Origin of the sequence: Streptomyces sp. NPDC127106, assembly GCF_042677605.1 — a bacterium.
Taxonomy (GTDB): domain Bacteria; phylum Actinomycetota; class Actinomycetes; order Streptomycetales; family Streptomycetaceae; genus Streptomyces.
In genome coordinates this window covers 1-17,782 of record NZ_JBHXTC010000079.1, presented here as the reverse complement: position 1 = coordinate 17,782, position 17,782 = coordinate 1, and the positions used below count along the sequence as shown (strand labels likewise).

Below are 17,782 nucleotides of genomic sequence, written 5' to 3'. Positions count from 1 at the left end.
TTTTTATACCCGGCCCCCACCGAGATATACATTTGCTTTGTGGTGGGCCGCGTCAGTTGTGTATAAGCGACGGGGGTTCGGGGGCGGAGCCCCCTGGAGGCCGAGTGGCGGCCGCTACTCGGCGGCCGCGTCGCAGGCCTGGGCGCGCAGGGCCCGGGCCAGGTCGTCACGGCCCTCCAGTACCAGCCGCCGCAGCGCCGGCGCCGCGTCCTCGTGGGCCGCCAGCCACGCGTCCGTCGCGTCGAGCGTCGCCCGGCTGTCCTGGAGCGCCGGGAACAGGCCCCGCACCACGTGCATGCCGATCTGGATCGACCGCTCCGCCCAGATCCGCTCGATCACCTCGAAGTAGCGGTCCGTGTACGGGGCCAGCAGGGCCCGCTGCGAAGGCTGCTGCATGCCCGCGATCGTCGCCTCCACCAGCGCGTTCGACAGGGTGTCCGACTCGACGACCACCGCCCACGCCTGGTCCTTGACCGCCGCCGAAGGCCGCGCCGCCAGGCAGCGCACCTGGTGCCGCTTGCCGGACGCCGTGTCGTCGCGGGCCAGTTCCGTCGCCAGCACGGCCTCGTCCACCGTGCCGTGGGCGGCCAGCGGCAGCAGGAAGTCCCAGCGCAGCTCCTGGTCCACCTCCAGCCCGTCGATCCGCGCCGAACCGTCCAGCAGGCCCAGCAGCAGCTGGAAGTCGCCCTCCGTCGCCGCACCCGCCGCGAAGAACCGGGCCCACGTCAGCTGGTGCTCGGAGCCGGGCTCCGCGCGCCGCAGCTCGTGCAGGGCGCCGGCCGCCAACACCTTCCCGCCCTGCTCGCGCCACCCGGGGGCGGCGTAGTGGGCGCGCGCGGCCAGCGCCTGCGAGTGCACCATCTGCAGTACGCCGACATCGCTCTCGCGGCCCGCGTGGGCCAGGACCAGGGAGATGAAGTCCCGCGCCGGCATCAGACCGTCGCGGGTCAGGTTCCACAGCGCCGACCAGCACAGCGCCCGCGCCAGCGGGTCCGTGATGTCGCCCAGCCGGGTGCGCAGCGTCTCCAACGAGCGCTCGTCGAAGCGGACCTTGCAGTAGGTGAGGTCGTCGTCGTTGACGAGCACCAGGTCGGGCCGCTCCTGCCCGGCCAGCTCCGCCACGACCGTCCGCGCCCCCGACACGTCCGCCTCGGCCTGCGCGAAGCGGACCAGCTGTCCCTCCTCCAGCCGGTACAGACCGACCGCGACCCGGTGGGGGCGCAGCTCGTCGCCCTCCTGGAGGACGGCCAGCTCGGTCACCCGGCCGCCCGCGTCGTACGTCACCACCGGCGTCAGCACGTTCACGCCCGCCGTCTGCAGCCAGGCCCGGGACCACGCGGCCATGTCCCGCCCGGAGACCTCGCCGAGCACCGACAGCAGGTTGTCCAGGGTGGTGTTCCCGTACGCGTTGGCCTTGAAGTAGCGCCGCGCGCCCTCCAGGAACGCCTCCCGCCCCACGTACGCGACCAGCTGCTTGAGCACGGCCGCGCCCTTGGAGTACGTGATGCCGTCGAAGTTGAGCTTGGCGGCCTCCAGGTCGCGGATGTCGGCCGTGATGGGGTGGGTGGACGGCAGCTGGTCGGCCCGGTAGGCCCACGCCTTGCGGCTGTTGGCGAAGGTCACCCACGCCGTGTCGAAGCGGGTCGCCTCCACCTGCGAGAAGGAGCCCATGAAGTCCGCGAAGGACTCCTTCAGCCACAGGTCGTCCCACCACTTCATGGTGACGAGGTCACCGAACCACATGTGGGCCATCTCGTGCAGGATCGTGTTGCAGCGCCGCTCGTACGCCGCCCGCGTCACCTTCCCGCGGAAGATGTACTCCTCCCGGAACGTCACCATGCCCGGGTTCTCCATCGCACCGAGGTTGTACTCGGGCACGAACGCCTGGTCGTACTTCCCGAACGGGTACGGGTAGTCGAAGTGCTCGTGGAAGAAGTCGAAGCCCTGCTTGGTGACGAGGAAGACGTCGTCGGCGTCGAAGTGCTTGGCCAGCCCCTTGCGGCACATCGCGCCCAGCGGGATCGTCAGGTCCCCGCGCGTGTAGGTGTCCGTCACGTAGTGGTAGGGGCCCGCCACCACGCAGGTGATGTACGTCGAGATCGGCGCGGTCTCGGCGAACCGCCGGGTCAGGCCCTCGCGCGACTCCTCCGCGCCGTTGCTCCACACCTGCCAGCCCTCGGGCGCGGTCACCTCGAAGCGGTACGGCGCCTTCAGGTCGGGCTGCTCGAAGTTGGCGAACACCCGGCGGGCGTCTGCCGGCTCGTACTGGGTGTAGAGGTAGACCTCGCCGTCCTCCGGGTCGACGAAGCGGTGCATGCCCTCACCCGTCCGGCTGTACGCGCAGTTCGCGTCGACCACGAGGACGTTCTCGGAGGCCAGGCCGTCCAGGGCGATGCGCGCCCCGTCGAAGGCGGCGGCCGGGTCGAGCTCCTGCCCGTTGAGGGTGACGGAGTTCACGGAGGGGGCGATCAGGTCCGCGAAGGTGGACGAGCCCGGTGCGGCCGCCCGGAAGCGGACGGTCGTCACCGAGCGGAAGGTCCTCGGGCCCTCGGCGGGCTCGGCCTCGTCCACGGCGGACGTCAGGTCGAGGGAGACCTCGTACCCGTCGACCGACAGCAGTTCCGCCCGGACACGGGCCTCGTCACGGGACAGGTTCTCTCCGGGCACGTGCACTCCTTCGTGCGAGATCGCGATAGGTGTCGGAATCCTCCCACGGGGAATGCGGCCCGCCCCGGCCCGGTTGGCCAGGAAGACACGACCACGGATGGATCGTCCGACCAAGGAGAGACATGACCGACACCCAGGTGCGCGAGAAGACCCAGGTCGACTTCTGGTTCGACCCGCTGTGCCCCTGGGCCTGGATGACCTCCCGCTGGATGCTGGAGGTTGAGAAGGTCCGCGACGTCGAGGTGCGCTGGCACGTGATGAGCCTCGCCGTGCTGAACGAGAACAAGCTCGACGAACTGCCCGAGCGGTACCGCGAGATCCTCGGTCCCAAGGGCTTCGCCCCGGTGCGCGTCGTGATAGCCGCCCAGCAGAAGCACGGTGACGAGGTCACCGGCAAGCTCTACACCGCCCTCGGGACCCGGATCCACAACGAGGACCTCGGCGCGACCCGCGAGGTCATCGCCGCCGCCCTGGACGAGGTCGGCCTGCCGGCCGAGCTGATCGACTACGCCGACTCCGACGAGTACGACGAGGTGCTGCGGGCCTCGCACGACAACGGCATCTCGCGCGTCGGGGAGGAGGTGGGCACGCCGGTGATCTCCGTGCCCGGTGCGGACGGCGGCGAGGTGGCCTTCTTCGGCCCGGTCGTCACCCCGACCCCGCGCGGCGAGGCCGCGGCCCGCCTGTGGGACGGCACCCTGCTCGTCGCCTCCACCCCGGGCTTCTACGAGATCAAGCGGACCCGGACCGCGGGCCCGAGCTTCGAGTAGGCCGGACCCGGACCGACAGAAGGCCCCCGTGAGTCACGTCCTCACGGGGGTCTTCTGCTGGACACGCCCGCACGCGAAGGTTGAGAAGACGATCACGAGGCGGACGGGCTGGTGGGGGCGCTCCCCCGGCTGTGGTCAGCCCTTGGCGGGGATCAGCAGCGGGGTGTTGGCCTTGGCGTCGGCGTAGCGCTTGGCCACGTCCTGCCAGTTGACGACGTTCCACATCGCCTCGATGAAGTCCACCTTCTGGTTCTTGTACTGCAGGTAGAAGGCGTGCTCCCAGGCGTCGAAGACCAGGATCGGCACCGAGGCCTGGCCGACGTTGCCCTGGTGGTCGTAGATCTGCTCGACGATCAGGCGCCCGCTGATCGGCTCGTACGCGAGGACGCCCCAGCCGGAGCCCTGCGTGGCGGAGGAGGCGAAGGTCAGCTGCTTCTTGAACTTCGCGAAGGAGCCGAAGGACTCGGTGAGCGCGTCGGCGAGGTCACCCAGGCCGTCGGCCGCGGTCGGCTCGCCGCCGCCCTCGCCGGTCTTCGGGCTGGCCATGTTGTGCCAGTAGATGCTGTGCAGGATGTGGCCCGAGAGGTGGAAGGCGAGGTTCTTCTCCAGGCCGTTCAGTGCGGCCCAGTTCTCCTTGTCCCGTGCCTCTTCCAGCTGCTCCAGGGTGTCGTTGGCGCCCTTGACGTAGGCAGCGTGGTGCTTGTCGTGGTGCAGCTCGATGATCTGCGGGTTGATCACCGGCTCCAGAGCCGAGTACTCGTACGGAAGCTCGGGAAGCGTGTAGATGGCCATGCGTGTAATCCGGTCCCCTCAGCGTGCCAACTGCTATTGCAATCAATGCGCAACTGCACGCTAGCAGTATCTATTCCGGGTTACATGTAAGGCTCACCTTGGTACGCCTCGGGTACGCGCGAGGGCGGGCCCCGCGCGCTCGCGCGGAACCTGCCCCCGGCGGTGTGCTGCTGCCGTCAGCCCCGGGCCGCGGCCCGACGCTGCATCAGGAACCCGGTGCCGGCGAGGAAGGCGGTCAGCCCCCCGGTGAAGACCACCTGCACCCGCGTGTCGGGGTTCCAGGCCATCAGCGCCAGCACCCCGGCCACCCCGGCCAGCGCCGCCCAGGTCAGGTACGGGAAGCCCCACATCCGCACGACCAGCTTCCCGGGCTCCTCCCGCGCCAGCCGCTTCCGCAGCACGAGCTGCGAGACGGCGATGAAGCCCCAGACGACGAGGATGACCCCGCCGACCATGTTCAGGAGCCAGGCGAACAGGGTGTCCGGGTACCAGTACGACAGCAGCACGGTGACGAAGCCGAAGCCGCAGGAGGCGAGCACCGCCCGGCGCGGCACCCGGCCGCTGACCTTGCCGAGCGCCTTCGGGCCCTGGCCGCGGGAGACGAGCGAGTACGCCATGCGGGAGGAGCCGTAGACGTTGGCGTTCATCGCGGACAGCAGGGCGATCAGGACGACCGCGTTCATGATTTCGCCCGCGGCCGGGATGCCCAGCCGGTCCAGGGCCGCCGCGTACGGGCCCTGTTCGGTCACCGCCGGGTCGTTCCACGGCAGCAGCGTCACCACGACCAGCATCGAGCCGACGTAGACGACCGCGATTCGCCACATGGTGGTCCGTACGGCCCGGGCCACGCCCCGGACCGGATCCGCGGACTCGGCGGCCGCGATGGTCACCGTCTCCAGGCCGCCGTACGCGACGACCGAGGCCAGCACGCCGACGAGCAGGCCGTCCACCCCGTTCGGCAGGAAGCCCCCGTCGGGCAGCAGGTTCGCGGTGCCGGGGGAAGAGGTGCCGGGCAGCAGCCCCGCGACCGCGAGCACGCCCAGGCCGAGGAAGAGCGCGATCGCGCCGATCTTGAGGGCGGCGAACCAGAACTCGAACTCGCCGAAGTGGGAGACCGCGGCCAGGTTCGTGCCGCAGAACAGCGTCATGAAGGCGAGCACCCACACCCACGACGGGGTGCCGGGGAACCAGCCGGTCATGATGTGCGCCGCGCCGATCGCCTCGATCGCCACGCCCACGCACAGCAGCGTCCAGAACATCCAGCCGGCGGTGAACCCGGCCCAGGGGCCGATCGCCCGCTCCGCGTGCACCGAGAAGGAGCCGGAGGCGGGGTTCGCGGCGGACATCTCGCCGAGCATCCGCATCACGCACATCACCAGCAGCCCGGACAGGACGTACGCGATCACGATGGACGGTCCCGCGGCGGCGACGCCGGCGCCGGAACCCACGAAGAGCCCGGCGCCGATGACCCCGCCGAGGGCGATCATCGAGAGGTGGCGCTGCTTGAGGCCGCTACCGAGGGGCGCTCCCGCGTCGGGGTCGGGATCCGCCGGCCGTTGCCGCGCGGGGGACGTGAAGGTGCTCTGGCTCATTCGGGCCAGTCTCTCGATCGTCCGTTTATCGGACGGTTTGCGTCCGGTATCCGGACCGCGGTCTCACTCCACGTGATCGCACACCCGCGGAAAGCGGAACACGGAACACGGAACACGGGAACGCGGAGCACGGGAACGCGGAGCACGGAACATGGAAAACGGCACACGGAAAACGGGCCCGGGACGTGACGTCCCGAGCCCGTTCCCCTCACCACCGTCCGGCGATCAGGCGGAAGCCCCCTTCGAGCGGCGCGCCTGCACCTCCCGGACCCACGCCACCACCAGCACCGCGGCCGCCGCACCGGAGGACCACAGCAGCTGCGGCCGCGCCCCCTCGTCGAACAGCATCAGCGCCAGCACCGCCGCCATCCCCAGCAGCGCCACCCACGTCAGGTACGGGAAGCACCACATCCGCAGCGTCAGCCGCTCCGGCATGTCCCGCTCCAGCTCCCGGCGCAGCCGCAGCTGCGAGACCGCGATCAGCGCCCACACGAACAGCAGCACCGCGCCGACCGCGTTGAGCATGTAGAGGAAGACCGTGTCCGGCCACAGCAGGTTCAGCACCACCGAGACGAACCCGAAGGCCACCGAGGCGAACACGGCCCGGCGGGGCACCCCGCCCCGCGAGACCTTCAGCAGCGACGCCGGCGCCTCGCCGCGCTCGGCCAGTGAGAAGACCATGCGCGAGGAGCCGTACAGATTGGCGTTGAGCGCCGACAGCAGCGCCACGAACACCACGATGTTCATGATCTGCCCGGCCGCCGGGATGCCGATGGAGTCCAGTACCGCCACGTACGGGCTCTGGCCCGGCTCCAGCGAGTCCCACGGCAGCAGCGTGACGATGACCACCATGGAGCCGACGTAGAAGAAGAGGATGCGCCACACCGCGCTGCGCACGGCGCGGGCCACCGAGCGCGCCGGGTCGTCCGACTCGGCGGCGGCGATGGTGACGACCTCCAGGCCGCCGAAGGCGAAGATGACCGCCAGCATGCCGGCGATCACACCGCCCGCGCCCGCCGGGAAGAAGCCGCCGTTCCCGGTCAGGTTGGTCAGGCCGACCGGCTCGGTGTCGGGCAGGATGCCGAAGATCGCCAGGGTGCCCAGGATCAGGAACAGGACGATCGCGCCGACCTTGAGGGCGGCGAACCAGAACTCGAACTCGCCGAAGTTCTTCACCGCCGCCAGGTTGCTGAGGGTGAAGACCACCATGAAGAGCAGCACCCACAGCCACTGGTCGACGGCCGGCACCCAGCCGTGCGCGATCTTCGCCGCGCCGGTGGCCTCCACGGCCAGCACCACGACCAGCAGGAACCAGTACAGCCAGCCCGCCGAGAAGCCCGCCCAGCGGCCCAGCGCCCGCTCCGCGTACACGGAGAACGAACCGGAGGCGGGCAGGGCGGCGGACATCTCGCCCAGTGCCCGCATCACCAGCATGGCCAGGGCGCCGGCCAGCAGGTAGGAGCAGATGATCGCGGGGCCGGCGATGCCGATGCCGGCGCCGGAGCCGACGAACAGCCCGGCGCCGATCACGCCGCCGAGGCCCAGCATGGTCAGGTGGCGCTGCTTGAGGCTGTGGCTCAGGGGTTCTGCGGGCAGCTCGGGGCCGCCCGGTGGGGTCTCGGTCTGGGGGTCGCGCATGAGTGGAGGCTCGTACTCTCGTGCTCGGCAGCGGCGGTGGGCTCCGCAGTAGTTGGCGGGACCCTACAGTCTCACCGGAGGGCGCCCTTCCGCGCAAAAAGGATGTGTTGACTGATCTGACTCGTGATGAGCATCACGACGCCTCAGGTGTGAACCGAGGACTTTGTGCACTTCCGACCAAAGGGGGGAGTAGGGCTTTGTCCCGGGCAGCGGTGGGGCGGTGCGGGCCCGCCCACTAGCGTCGGTGATCGTCCCGTCATCCCTCATCCCGCGGAGTCCCGATGAGCACCGCCTCTGCTTCCGTCTCCTTCCGCCCCGGCGCCGTCCTGGCCGACCTGCTGCCCGCGAGCCGCGCCCGCGACATCGCGCTCGTCGTCGGCGGAGCCGCCCTGACCGGCCTAGCCGCGCAGATAGCCGTGCCCGTCCCCGGCTCCCCGGTCCCGGTCACCGGCCAGACCTTCGCGGCGCTGCTCGTCGGCACCGCGCTCGGCGCCCGTCGCGGCTTCCTCTCGCTCGGCCTGTACGCACTCCTCGGCGCGGCCGGACTGCCCTGGTTCGCGAACGGCACCTCCGGTGCGGGCGGCGCGTCCTTCGGCTACGTCCTCGGCATGCTGCTGGCCGCCACCGTCGTGGGCGCCCTGGCCCGCCGCGGCGCCGACCGCTCGGTGCTGCGCACGGCCGGTGCGATGGCGCTCGGCTCCGCCGTGATCTACGCGGTGGGCGTTCCGTACCTGGCGCTGTCCACCGGCATGTCCTTCGGTGCGGCCGTCGCGGCGGGCATGACCCCGTTCCTGATCGGCGACGCGCTCAAGGCGCTGCTGGCCATGGGCCTGCTGCCGACCGCCTGGAAGCTGGTCGGCCGCTCGTAACACCCGGCAGCCCCCCGACGCGAGCAGCCCCGGACCGCGATGCGCGGTCCGGGGCTGCTGCCGTCGTGAGCCCTTGCGGGTCAGGCCTGGACGGCGGCCTTGCGGCGGCGGACGTCGCGCACCACGCCGACCGCGATCACGGCTGCGGCGACCAGCACCGACAGCACCACGGTCTCGCGGTTGCCCTCGTCATAGAGCATGTAGCCCAGGACGAAGACGATCATCGCGGCGGTGGCGTAGGTGAGATACGGGAAGAGCCACATCTTCACCGTCAGCTTCTCCGGGGCCTCGGCGAGCAGGATCTTGCGCATGCGCAGCTGGGTCAGGCAGATGACCAGCCAGACGAAGAGCGCGATCGCACCGGAGGAGTTCAGCAGGAAGCTGAAGACGGTGTCCGGGTTGGTGTAGTTGAAGACGACGGCGACGAAGCCGAAGACCGTGGAGCCCAGGATGGCGGCCATCGGCACGCCCCGCTTGTTGACCTTGGAGAAGGCCTTGGGGGCGTCACCGCGCTCGCCCAGCGAGAACGCCATGCGGGAGGCGGTGTAGAGGCCGGAGTTCAGGCAGGACAGCACGGCGGTCAGGACGATCACGTTCATGATCTGGCCGGCGGCCGGGATGCCGATGGAGTCGAGGGCGGCGACGTACGAGCCCTTCTCCACGATCGACTTGTCGTTCCACGGCAGCAGGGTCAGGACGACGAAGATCGAGCCCAGGTAGAAGACCGCGATGCGCCAGATGACCGAGTTGGTGGCCTTGGTGACGGCGCGGCGCGGGTCCTCGGACTCGCCGGCGGCCAGCGTGACGATCTCGCTGCCCATGAAGGAGAAGACGACCATCAGCACACCGGTGAGGACGGAGCCCCAGCCGTTCGGCATGAAGCCGCCGGCGTCGGTGAGGTGCGCGAAGCCCGCGCCCGGGTTGTCGGAGCCCGGCAGGACGCCGAAGACGGCCAGCAGGCCGATGCCGACGAAGGCGGCGATGGCGACGACCTTGATGCCGGCGAACCAGAACTCGAACTCGCCGTAGGAGGCGACCGAGCCGAGGTTGGTGACGGTCAGGACGGCCATCACGATCAGGGCCCAGGCCCACTGCGGGACGGCGGGGACCCAGCCCTCCAGGATCACGGCGCCGGCGGTGGCCTCGACGGCCAGGACGACGACCCAGAAGAACCAGTACAGCCAGCCGATGGAGAAGCCGGCCCAGCGGCCGAGCGCGCGGTCGGCGTAGGCGGAGAAGGAGCCCGAGTTCGGGCTGGCGGCGGCCATCTCACCGAGCATCCGCATGACGAAGACGACCATGGCGCCGACGAGCATGTAGGAGAGGAGGATGGCGGGGCCCGCCTTGGCGATACCGCCGCCGGAGCCGACGAAGAGTCCGGCGCCGATGACACCGCCAATGGCGATCATGGACAGGTGGCGGTTCTTGAGACCGGCCTTGAGACCGTCATTGGGCGTGGCGCCGCCGGGGTTACCGGTGGGGTCGCCTGCCTTCTGAAGGGTCGTCGTGGTGCTCATGGACGAATCCTTAGGTTCCCGGGTTGCGAGTCCCGGCATTCAAACCCGAGATGAACGCAGGTGGAAGACCCGCATCCGGATCGTTGCCTAGGAGGAAGGTCCGAGACCTTGGTCCCACCGTGTCTCATCTGCGTTCTTTGGGTTTACTTGAGCTTTAGACGTGACTTACGCGACACCCCGGGGCGGGTTGTCGGGGTCGCTCGTGACACACTCGTCCCATGCGCGTCTACCTCGGATCCGACCACGCCGGCTTTGAGCTGAAGAACCACCTCGTGGACTGGCTCAAGAACAACGGCCACGAGCCCGTCGACTGCGGGCCCCACATCTACGACGCCGTCGACGACTACCCGCCGTTCTGCCTGCGTGCCGCGGAGAAGACCGCCGCCGACGAGGGCAGCCTGGGCATCGTCATCGGCGGCTCCGGCAACGGCGAGCAGATCGCCGCCAACAAGGTCAAGGGCGTCCGCGCCATCCTGGCCTGGAGCGTCGAGACCGCGAAGCTCGGCCGCGAGCACAACAACGCCAACGTCATCTCCGTCGGCGGCCGCATGCACACCCAGGACGAGGCCACCTCCTTCATCGAGGCCTTCCTGGCGACCCCGTACTCGGGCGAGGAGCGCCACACCCGCCGCATCGACATGCTCTCCGCCTACGAGCAGACCGGCGAGCTGCCCCCGATCCCGGCCCACCACCCGCAGGACCAGTAGGACGCCCCGTGCCGCCGGACCCGCGAGTCCGGCGGCACGGCCGTTCCCGCCGCCCGGGCCCGCGGCCGTTCCCGGGCCCGCGGCCGTTCCCGCGCCCGCAGCCATTCCCGCGCCCGGGCCGTTCCCGCGCCCGGCGGCCCGCCCGCGCGGCGACACCAGGAGGAGAGCAGCCGTGCCCGAGGGGCATACGATCCACCGCCTCGCCCAGGACCACACCGAGCGGTTCGCCGCCCGCCCGGTCCGGGTGAGCAGCCCGCAGGGCCGGTTCGCCGAGAGCGCCGCGCTGCTCGACGGACGCGAGCTGGAGAGCGCCGAGGCCCACGGCAAGCACCTGTTCCTGGAGCTCGGCGACGCCTGGATCCACATCCACCTCGGCCTCTTCGGCAAGCTCGGCTTCGGCCCCGCCCCGGCCCCGCCCGCCGCCGACACGGTGCGCCTGCGCCTGCTGAACGACGAGCACTACGCCGACCTGCGCGGCCCGACCGCCTGCGCCCTGATCGACGGGGGCGGCAAGAAGGCGATACACGACCGGCTCGGCCCCGACCCGCTGCGGCCGGACGACGACCCCGACCTCGCATGGAAGCGGATCTCCCGCTCCCGCACCACCATTGCCGCACTCCTGATGGACCAGAAGATCGTCGCGGGCATCGGCAACGTCTACCGCGCCGAGGTCCTCTTCCGGCACCACATCGACCCCTACCGCCTGGGCAAGGACATCACCCGCGCCGAGTGGGACGCGATGTGGGCGGACCTGGCGGTGCTGATGCGCGACGGCGTGCGGAAGAACCGGATCGACACCGTCCGTGACGAGCACCTGCCCGAGGCCATGGGACGCCCGCCGCGCGTGGACGACCACGGCGGCGAGGTCTACGTCTACCGGCGCGCCCACCTGCCCTGCCACATCTGCGGGGGCGAGATCCGCACCGCCGACCTCGCCGCCCGCAACCTCTTCTGGTGCCCGGGCTGCCAGGCCCGCTGAGCCGGCGGAGTCCGCCGCCCCGTCCCCGTCCCGGCCCCACGGGCCGGGAATCGCCCCGCCACCGCCCCCGGGCCGGCCCCTGCCCGGCCCCGGCCCCGGTCAGAAGCCGTGCGGCAGCCAGGGGGCCACGTCCCCGGCGAACGCCCGCGACGCCGCCACCAGCGCGCCCGGACGCAGCTCGCGCACCAGGCCGGCCCCGGCCAGCGAGGTCAGCGCGACCCCGCCCAGGTACGCCGCGCCCAGCTCCCGGGCCGACAGTGCCAGGTCCGCCGGATCCGCGGTCCGGACGCAGGACACGGCACCGCCCGGGCCGGCGGTGACCAGTCGCCACCGCCCCGCGTTCCACGGGCAGAACGCGTCCTCCACCTCCAGCACCACGTCCAGCGTGGCCCCGTAGCCGCGCGCCCGCAGCGCCGCGGGCAGGTCCACCAGGCGGACGTGCAGCGAGTCGGCCGTGCTCGGCCGCGCCCGGCGCGCGTCGCCGAGCAGGTGCAGGACCGGATCGTCCACCGGCCGCCGGCCGGCCCGCAGCGTCGAGGTCAGGTCGATGCCGAACAGGTAGCGCCACAGCGCGGCCGCCGCCGCCGGGTCCAGCGCGTCGAGGTCGCGCACCGTGACCGTGCCCCGCGCCCCGGCGGCGTCCCAGTCCGGCTTGACCCGGTAGCGCGCGTACCCGGCCACCTCACCGTCCGGCCGCTCCGCGACCACGCACATCAGCCGGGACGCGCCCTCGCGGTCCGACTCGGGGTCCAGCAGCGGCAGCCGCTCCCAGCCGGGCTGCCGCGCCGGCATGCCGGGCCGCCGGGCCACCAGCTGCGCGTACACCCGCTCGCAGTCGCCCAGCGCCTTGGCCGGGTCGACGATGCGCAGCCGCAGCGTGTCCGTGGCCGGCGGCACCGTCAGGCCCGCCCGGTCGGTGTCGATGTCCAGGGACAGTTCGTGCGCCGCGATGCCGTAGCCGAAGCGCCCGTAGATCGCCGGCTCCGACGCCGTCAGCACGGCCAGCGGCTCGCCGCCGGCGCGTACGTCGTCCAGCTGGCGGCGCATCAGGGAGGAGAGGATCCCCCGGCGGCGGTGGGTCGGCGCGACGCCCACCATCGTCACCCCCGCGGCCGGCACCGGGTCGGCCCCCGGCACCGACAGCCGGAAGCTGAACGCCGAGGCCGAGCCGACGCAGGCCTGCCCGTCCCAGACGGCCAGCGACCGCTCGACCTCCGTCAGCGACCGGTAGAGCTCCCGCGCCTCGGAGGAATCGGGCACGCCGCCGAACGCCAGTTCCAGGTGGTCGTACAGGGCATCCCACTCATCAGACTGCAATACACGCATCTCAAGAGCCATAAGGTCATCCTTAGCAGGGCAATCCACCCCGGTCGACGGGATTTCGGACGACCTCGGGCCTGGCGGAACCCCGCCGGTCCGGGGGTCCCCCTGCGCGCGCACAGCCAGGATGGATAGGGTCCCGAAGGACATGGCCGGAGCACGTGTGGAGACGCTCATGGCCCGGGCACGCCTGACCTGGCACCGGGCCCGCACCGCCCTGCGCAAATCCGCCGTCGACTACTTCCGCGGCGACGCCTCCGACTGGCTCGCCTTCGCCGGACTCCTCGCCACCGTTCCCGCCATCGCCTGCGGCACGCTGATGCTGCCGGTGTGGTTCTCGCCGGCCGCCCTCGTCCTGCCCATCGTCGCGGGCGGCCTGCTGCTGCGTCCCGCGAGCCTGCTCGCCCTCTACGCGGCCTCCGCGGCCGCACTGATCGTCGAGGCGCTGGTCCTCGGCCCCTACACCGGGGGCCCGGCCCGGGTCACCCCCGGCACGGTCCTGGTCGTGGCCGCCTGCGGATTCTTCGGACTCGTCATCGCCCAGTTCCGCAGCCGCGTCGGCGTGCCCTGGCGGCGGGGCGGCACCATGCTCTTCGACCTGCGCGAACGCATCCGGGTCCAGAGCCAGCTGCCCGCCCTGCCGCGCGGCTGGCACCGCGAGATGGCCCTGCGGCCCGCCGGCGGCCAGTCCTTCTCCGGCGACTTCGTGGTCGCCGCCCGGACCCACGGCGGCCGGACCCTGGAGGTCGTCCTCACCGACGTCTCCGGCAAGGGCATGGAGGCCGGATCCCGCGCCCTGCTGCTGTCCGGCGCCTTCGGCGGCCTGCTCGGCGCGCTGCCCCCGCACGGCTTCCTGCCCGCCGCCAACGGCTACCTCCTCCGGCAGGACTGGGACGAGGGCTTCGCCACCTCCGTCCACCTCGTCCTCGACCTGCAGACCGGCGACTACGAACTCCTCTCCGCCGGCCACCTGCCCGCCCTGCAACTCTCCGCGGGATCCGGCCGCTGGCAGGAGAAGTCCGGCGAGGGCCCGCTGCTCGGCGTCTACGACGGCGCCGAGTTCGAGCCCGCCCGCGGCAACCTCCGCCGCGGCGACGTGCTGATGCTCTTCACCGACGGCCTCGTGGAGACCGCCGACCGCGACATCAGCGAGGGCATCGACCGGCTGACCGGCGAGGCCGACCGCTATGTCGCGGCCGGCTGGGAGGGCGCCGCCTGGCACCTGATCGAGAAGGTCGCCAAGGACGTCAACGACGACCGCGCGCTGCTGATCATCCGCCGCTCGCCCTGAGGCGCAGCCCCCCGGGACTTCCGGCGCGGGTGGGGTTTTCCCCACCGGCGATCCGCCGGGCTGCGCCATGGCCGCCGCCCCCGCCCCGTCCGTAGCGTCGAGCACACCATCGACCACGGCACGGAAACGGCCACGGCCACGGCCACGAAAACGGTCACGGTCACGGCCATGGCCACGGCCGGAGCGCCGGCCACAGCGGAGGGGGACACCATGGGGTTCCGGCGGAGCAGGCGGCAGCACGAGGGCGCGAAGACCGCGTACGACGGCCACGACGGCCACGGCGGCCACGACCGCCACGACCGCTACGACGGCCACGACCGCGCGGCCGCCGTCGAACTGCGCGGCGTACGCCGGGAGTACGGGCGCGGCGCCGCCACCGTCCACGCCCTGCGCGGCATCGACCTCAGCCTGCCGCGCGGCAGCTTCACCGCCGTGATGGGCCCGTCCGGCTCCGGCAAGTCCACCTTCCTGCAGTGCGCGGCCGGACTCGACCTGCCCACCGCCGGATCCGTCCGCCTCGGCGGCACCGAGATCACCGGCATGAACGAGAACGAGCTCACCGAACTCCGCCGCACCCGCCTCGGCTTCGTCTTCCAGGCGTTCAACCTGCTGCCCTCCCTCACCGTCGAGCAGAACGTGCTGCTCCCGATGCGGCTCGCCGGCGTCCGCCAGGACCGTGCCCGGGCCGCCGACCTGCTCAGCCGCGTCGGCCTCGACGGCAAGGGCCGCCGCCGCCCCGCCGAGCTCTCCGGCGGCCAGCAGCAGCGCGTCGCCATCGCCCGGGCCCTGGTCACCCGCCCCGACGTGGTGTTCGCCGACGAGCCCACCGGCGCCCTGGACACCACCACCGCCGCCGAGATCCTCGGACTGCTCCGGGCCGCCGTCGACTCCCTGCGCGCCACCGTCGTCATGGTCACCCACGACCCGGCCGCCGCCGCCCACGCCGACCAGGTGCTCTTCCTCGCCGACGGGCTGATCGCCGACCGGCTGCCGCGCAGCTCCGCCGCGACCATCGCCGGCCGCATGACCGCGCTGACCGCCCCGGCGTACACGGGAGCGGCCGCCTGATGTTCCGCCGCACCAACGGCCTGGCCCGCGCGGCGGTGCGCTTCCGCCCGGCGGCCTTCGCCGGCACCTTCCTCGCCCTGCTCATGACCGTCGCCGTCGTCAGCGCCTGCGGAATCCTGCTGGAGACCGGCGTACGGGCCTCCGCGCAGCCCGGCCGGTACGCCGCGGCCCCCGTCGTGGTCGCCGCCGACCAGCAGGCCCGCCTGCGGGTGGGCAGCGGCGAGGGCGCCCACGACCTCACCGCCCGGATCCCGGACCGCGCCCGGGTCGACGCCGCCCTGCTGGCACGGCTCGCCCCGCTCGGGCGGGCCGTGCCCGACGTGGCGTTCCCCGTACGGGCCGTGGCCGGCGGCGGAGCCGGCGCCGCCGCCGGGGGCCGCGGGCCCGAGGTCGAGGCCTCCGGGTGGGGCTCCTCCGCCTTCACCCGTACGCAGCTCAGCGCGGGCCTGGCCCCGCAGGCGCCGGGGGAGGTCGTCACCGGCTCAGGCTCCGGCTCCGGCTCCGGCTCCGGGTCCGGGGCCGGACCGGTTGCGGCCGGGGCCGGGGCCGCGGACCGGCTCGTGCTCGACACACCGGTCGGGAAGCGGGAGTTCCGCGTCGTCGGGCGCGCCGAAGGCACCGGCGTCTGGTTCTCCGACACCGAGGCCCGCGCCCTGTCCGGCCACCCCGACGCACTCGACGCCGTGGTCCTGCTCGCCCCCGGCGACCCCGAGGCCCTCGCCGCCCGGGCCCGCGCCGCCCTCGACGGCCGCGCCCGGGTGCTCACCGGCCCCGCCCGCGTCGTGGACCCGCACCTCGACGGCGCCAAGGCACTGCTGGTCGGTCTCGGCGGCTCCTTCGGCGGCGTCGCCACCCTCGTCGCCGTCTTCACCGCCGCCGGAACCGTGGCGCTCTCCGTCGGCCAGCGCTCCCGCGAGTTCGCCCTGCTGCGCGCCCTCGGAGCCACCCCGCGCCAGCTCCGCCGCACGGTCGCCACCGAAGCACTGCTCGTCGCACCCGCCGCGGGCGTGCTGGGCTGCGTACCCGGCGCCGCACTGGCCGCCTGGTGGTTCGGACAGCTCAAGGAGAAGGGCGCGATCCCGGCCGGCGTCGACCTCGCCGTCTCCTGGATCCCTTTGGCCTCCGCCGTCGCCGTCGGCCTCGGCACGGCCCTGCTGGCCGGCTGGGCCGCCGCCCGCCGCCCCGCCCGGATCCGCCCGTCCCGGGCCCTCGCCGAGGCCGCCGTCGAACGCCTCCGGCCCGGCTGGATCCGTACCCCGCTCGGCCTCGCCGCCCTGGCCGGGGGCATCGCCTGCGCCGGCCTCGCCGCCACCGCTGGCGGGGACGACGCCGCCAACGCGGCACTCGGCGTCGTCATGCTCTTCATGCTCGCCGTGGCCCTGCTCGGCCCGTTCGTCGCCCGCGCGTGCACCGCCGTACTCGGCCTGCCGCTGCGCGCCGGGGGCGCCCCCGGCGCGCTCGCCGCGGCCAACTGCCGTACCCACGCCCGCCGCCTCACCTCCGCGATCACCCCGATCGTGCTCGCCATGGCCTTCTCCTCGACGCTCGTGTTCCTGCACACCAGTGAGGAGCGGGCCATCCGGCAGCAGCAGGAGGCCGGACTGCTCGCCGACCACGTCGTCCCCGACCCCGCCTCCGACGCCGCCGGAGGCCTGCGCGTCACCCGCACCGCCGTCCTCGCGGAGGCCGGCTCCGGCGAGAACCGCCGCCTGGAGACCGCGTCCGCCCTGGGCGTCTCCGGCAACCCGGCCGCCGTGCTCGACCTCGGTGTACGCGAGGGCAGCCTCGACCGGCTCACCCCCGGCACCGTCGCGGTGGACCGTACGCTCGCCGCATCCGCCCGGGTCTCGGTCGGCGACCGCATCGCGCTGCGCCTGCCCGACGGGACCCCGGCCCGCCCCCGGGTCATCGCCGTCTACACCCGCGGCCTCGGCCTCGGCCAGGTCACCCTCCCCGCGGCCGACCTGGCCGGCCGCACCACCGCCGGGCGGCCGACCGAACTCCTCGTCCGCGGACCGGCACCGGCGGACGCCGGCCCCGCGCTCCCGGCGGCACGGTGGACCGCGCAGCAGACCACGGACCGCGCCCTCAACGCCTGGGCCAACACCGTCATGGCGGCCGTCCTCGGCGGCTTCGCGGCCATCGCCGCCGCCAACACCCTGGTCATGACCGTCCTCGACCGCCGCCGCGAGCTGCGGATGCTGCGCCTCGTCGGCTCCACCCGCCGCCAGGTGCTGCGCATGGTGCGCTGGGAAGGCCTGCTGATCGGCAGCGCGGGTACCGCCCTCGGCACCGCGATCGCCCTGGCCACCCTGATCCCGCTGACCAGGGCCGTCACCGGGGAGCCCCCGCACATCCCGCCCGCCCTGTACGCCTCCTTCGCCGCGGCCGCACTGGCACTCGGCCTGGCCGCCACGGCCCTCCCGGCCCGCTGGGCCCTCCGGCCCGAACGGCACTGACGGCGGGGCCCCGGCCCGGGCCGGGGCCGCCCGCGCGGGCCCGGGCCGGGCCCCCCCCAGGGGTACCCCCCGAGCCGACCCCCCCCCCCCCCCCCCCCCACCCCCCCCCCCGA

Annotated in this window: 13 protein-coding genes; 7 read left to right on the top strand and 6 right to left on the bottom strand. The window is 72.9% G+C overall.

The genetic code is table 11. From position 1 onward, the window contains the following. Positions 1 to 114: 114 nt before the first annotated feature. A complete protein-coding gene (gene pepN, locus ACFVGY_RS35110; RefSeq protein ID WP_385685779.1) occupies positions 115 to 2,667 on the bottom strand; it encodes an aminopeptidase N in 2,553 nt (850 codons plus the stop codon). Positions 2,668 to 2,789: 122 nt separating this feature from the next. Between pepN and ACFVGY_RS35105 the strand changes: the two genes are divergently transcribed. Next, positions 2,790 to 3,437 carry a DsbA family protein gene (locus tag ACFVGY_RS35105; protein WP_385685776.1) on the top strand — a complete coding sequence of 216 codons (648 nt, stop codon included), beginning with the start codon at positions 2,790 to 2,792 and terminating at the stop codon, positions 3,435 to 3,437. A gap of 135 nt (positions 3,438 to 3,572) precedes the next feature. Here ACFVGY_RS35105 and ACFVGY_RS35100 read toward each other — a convergent pair whose 3' ends face one another. The 3 genes from ACFVGY_RS35100 to ACFVGY_RS35090 all read right to left on the bottom strand — a co-directional run bounded on the left by ACFVGY_RS35100 (position 3,573) and on the right by ACFVGY_RS35090 (position 7,459). Then, a complete protein-coding gene (locus tag ACFVGY_RS35100; protein WP_385685773.1) occupies positions 3,573 to 4,229 on the bottom strand; it encodes a superoxide dismutase in 657 nt (218 codons plus the stop codon). Between the two features lie 176 nt (positions 4,230 to 4,405). Next, entirely contained in the window at positions 4,406 to 5,821 is a 1,416-nt protein-coding gene (locus ACFVGY_RS35095; protein WP_385685769.1) for an amino acid permease, read from the bottom strand. 225 nt (positions 5,822 to 6,046) lie between these two features. Beyond that, positions 6,047 to 7,459: an amino acid permease gene (locus tag ACFVGY_RS35090; RefSeq protein WP_385685766.1), complete on the bottom strand. Its 1,413-nt coding sequence runs from the start codon at positions 7,457 to 7,459 to the stop codon at positions 6,047 to 6,049. Positions 7,460 to 7,740: 281 nt separating this feature from the next. On the opposite strand from ACFVGY_RS35090, the gene ACFVGY_RS35085 reads away from it, so the two are divergent. Beyond that, positions 7,741 to 8,328: a biotin transporter BioY gene (locus tag ACFVGY_RS35085; RefSeq protein ID WP_385685764.1), complete on the top strand. Its 588-nt coding sequence runs from the start codon at positions 7,741 to 7,743 to the stop codon at positions 8,326 to 8,328. A gap of 80 nt (positions 8,329 to 8,408) precedes the next feature. On the opposite strand, the gene ACFVGY_RS35080 is transcribed toward ACFVGY_RS35085, so the two are convergent. Further along, positions 8,409 to 9,845, bottom strand: a complete 1,437-nt coding sequence (locus ACFVGY_RS35080) for an amino acid permease (protein WP_385685761.1) — start codon at positions 9,843 to 9,845, stop codon at positions 8,409 to 8,411. A 218-nt stretch (positions 9,846 to 10,063) separates the two neighbouring features. Here ACFVGY_RS35080 and ACFVGY_RS35075 point away from each other — a divergent pair, with 218 nt between their 5' ends. Together ACFVGY_RS35075 and ACFVGY_RS35070 are read left to right on the top strand one after the other, a co-directional pair. Further along, positions 10,064 to 10,552, top strand: a complete 489-nt coding sequence (locus ACFVGY_RS35075) for a ribose-5-phosphate isomerase (RefSeq protein WP_179175802.1) — start codon at positions 10,064 to 10,066, stop codon at positions 10,550 to 10,552. A 172-nt stretch (positions 10,553 to 10,724) separates the two neighbouring features. Beyond that, entirely contained in the window at positions 10,725 to 11,531 is an 807-nt protein-coding gene (locus ACFVGY_RS35070) for an Fpg/Nei family DNA glycosylase (RefSeq protein ID WP_385685758.1), read from the top strand. Positions 11,532 to 11,630: 99 nt separating this feature from the next. On the opposite strand, the gene ACFVGY_RS35065 is transcribed toward ACFVGY_RS35070, so the two are convergent. After that, positions 11,631 to 12,869: a GNAT family N-acetyltransferase gene (locus tag ACFVGY_RS35065; RefSeq protein WP_385685755.1), complete on the bottom strand. Its 1,239-nt coding sequence runs from the start codon at positions 12,867 to 12,869 to the stop codon at positions 11,631 to 11,633. Positions 12,870 to 12,999: 130 nt separating this feature from the next. On the opposite strand from ACFVGY_RS35065, the gene ACFVGY_RS35060 reads away from it, so the two are divergent. The 3 genes from ACFVGY_RS35060 (at position 13,000) to ACFVGY_RS35050 (ending at position 17,669) form a co-directional block, all read left to right on the top strand. Beyond that, the gene (locus ACFVGY_RS35060) at positions 13,000 to 14,142 is read left to right on the top strand and encodes a PP2C family protein-serine/threonine phosphatase (RefSeq protein ID WP_385685752.1); all 1,143 of its coding nucleotides are present in this window, start codon (positions 13,000 to 13,002) and stop codon (positions 14,140 to 14,142) included. A 210-nt stretch (positions 14,143 to 14,352) separates the two neighbouring features. Next, positions 14,353 to 15,210, top strand: coding sequence for an ABC transporter ATP-binding protein (locus tag ACFVGY_RS35055; protein WP_385685796.1), 858 nt, complete (start codon positions 14,353 to 14,355; stop codon positions 15,208 to 15,210). Continuing rightward, positions 15,210 to 17,669 (top strand): FtsX-like permease family protein, encoded by a 2,460-nt coding sequence (locus ACFVGY_RS35050; RefSeq protein ID WP_385685749.1) that lies wholly within the window; start codon positions 15,210 to 15,212, stop codon positions 17,667 to 17,669. The genes ACFVGY_RS35055 and ACFVGY_RS35050 overlap by 1 nt, the downstream gene beginning before the upstream one ends. Positions 17,670 to 17,782 lie beyond the last annotated feature (113 nt).

What these genes read in the sequence shown, in the direction of transcription:
- ACFVGY_RS35105 (WP_385685776.1), top strand. Translation starts at nt 2,790, where the DNA reads ATGACCGACACCCAGGTGCGCGAGAAGACCCAGGTCGACTTCTGGTTC.
- ACFVGY_RS35100 (WP_385685773.1), bottom strand. Translation starts at nt 4,229, where the DNA reads ATGGCCATCTACACGCTTCCCGAGCTTCCGTACGAGTACTCGGCTCTG.
- ACFVGY_RS35095 (WP_385685769.1), bottom strand. Translation starts at nt 5,821, where the DNA reads ATGAGCCAGAGCACCTTCACGTCCCCCGCGCGGCAACGGCCGGCGGAT.
- ACFVGY_RS35090 (WP_385685766.1), bottom strand. Translation starts at nt 7,459, where the DNA reads ATGCGCGACCCCCAGACCGAGACCCCACCGGGCGGCCCCGAGCTGCCC.
- ACFVGY_RS35085 (WP_385685764.1), top strand. Translation starts at nt 7,741, where the DNA reads ATGAGCACCGCCTCTGCTTCCGTCTCCTTCCGCCCCGGCGCCGTCCTG.
- ACFVGY_RS35080 (WP_385685761.1), bottom strand. Translation starts at nt 9,845, where the DNA reads ATGAGCACCACGACGACCCTTCAGAAGGCAGGCGACCCCACCGGTAAC.
- ACFVGY_RS35075 (WP_179175802.1), top strand. Translation starts at nt 10,064, where the DNA reads ATGCGCGTCTACCTCGGATCCGACCACGCCGGCTTTGAGCTGAAGAAC.
- ACFVGY_RS35065 (WP_385685755.1), bottom strand. Translation starts at nt 12,869, where the DNA reads ATGGCTCTTGAGATGCGTGTATTGCAGTCTGATGAGTGGGATGCCCTG.
- ACFVGY_RS35060 (WP_385685752.1), top strand. Translation starts at nt 13,000, where the DNA reads ATGGCCGGAGCACGTGTGGAGACGCTCATGGCCCGGGCACGCCTGACC.
- ACFVGY_RS35055 (WP_385685796.1), top strand. Translation starts at nt 14,353, where the DNA reads ATGGGGTTCCGGCGGAGCAGGCGGCAGCACGAGGGCGCGAAGACCGCG.
- ACFVGY_RS35050 (WP_385685749.1), top strand. Translation starts at nt 15,210, where the DNA reads ATGTTCCGCCGCACCAACGGCCTGGCCCGCGCGGCGGTGCGCTTCCGC.